Source organism: Oleiphilus sp. HI0117, assembly GCF_001635235.1.
Genome location: NZ_LWGA01000173.1, coordinates 1 through 1,034 on the forward strand (window position 1 = coordinate 1; position 1,034 = coordinate 1,034).

Sequence of the window (1,034 nt, forward strand, 5' to 3'; positions counted from 1 at the left end):
CTCCGCTTTGCGTGTAATCTCGAAAGGTCTCACCGGCATAGGATTCGAGCGTCTCTTGAATGACACCATTAAGATCAAAGATCGAGTCGCCCAGAGTAATAACGTCATTGCGATCTGCCACTTCTTCGTAAGGGTTACCTGTACAACCGACAACACTCACAGAAACTATACAGGCAGCTGCAAATTTGACAGCCTTAGCCATCTTCACTGGCAGGTCTATCAATTTTTTTTGTTTTAATCTAATCATTTTGCTTCTCCAGCTTTTTGATTGTTTTATGGAGAAACAACGATAACGCAGTCATGAATTTTTTTAGGTATAGGATTACGTACAGATCTCATAGATCAGTGCGCAATTTGCCTTAGGGTTCATTGCACATTCGTCTGGCCAAATCATCTCTAGCGTGCTGAATAAGTGTTAAAGGATCTCGCGCTACGGAAGTGAAAACATGCAAACCACCTAAAGGCATAATGCCCTTCTGTGTTATTTCACCGATAGACCGACAATAGTGCTTCAGGTTCCCGGCCGCATCCGGTTGTGAGGTTGAAGGCATCAATATCGCCACTTCATTTCGATCCAAACTAACAAGACTAAATGCGCTATCCAACTCTGTTGATAAGCACGCTTTAACCTCATCACGCCACTGAGACTCTATTCGCAACAATGCAAGGGCATGTGACGCTTGGTCGTCTCTGCCAATCAAATCAGTCAGGCGCGCTTCTAAACCTTTTTGGTTTAACAAACCTGTTTCAGTATCATGAACATCCAACCATTTCCTCTCATCTACAATAGTTGGTTCAGCTAAAGGTGTCGCGATGACCAAAACTTGCCGAGACGAGATAGAGACAGACTCTTCCTGCTCTCCATAAACAGGCGTATAACGCCAAGAAAGGCAGTGCTGATGCCCTGACACAGAAGTGATATAAGCAACATGTTCAAACTCTGACAAAACCCCTCTAGTGATATCCTCAAGCCGCCGGGAGACTAAGCCCCCCTTAGCCTGAATGAGAGAATCCAACGAGCTCCCTTCGAGACT

General features: G+C 44.9%; 1 protein-coding gene and 1 pseudogene. Both read right to left on the bottom strand.

What is annotated here, in order from left to right:
- A pseudogene (locus tag A3757_RS02250) lies at positions 1–247 on the bottom strand (hypothetical protein); the annotation flags it as partial.
- 112 nt (positions 248–359) lie between these two features.
- Positions 360–1,034: hypothetical protein (locus tag A3757_RS02255; RefSeq protein ID WP_231878190.1), on the bottom strand; the 675-nt coding region annotated here is incomplete at its 5' end.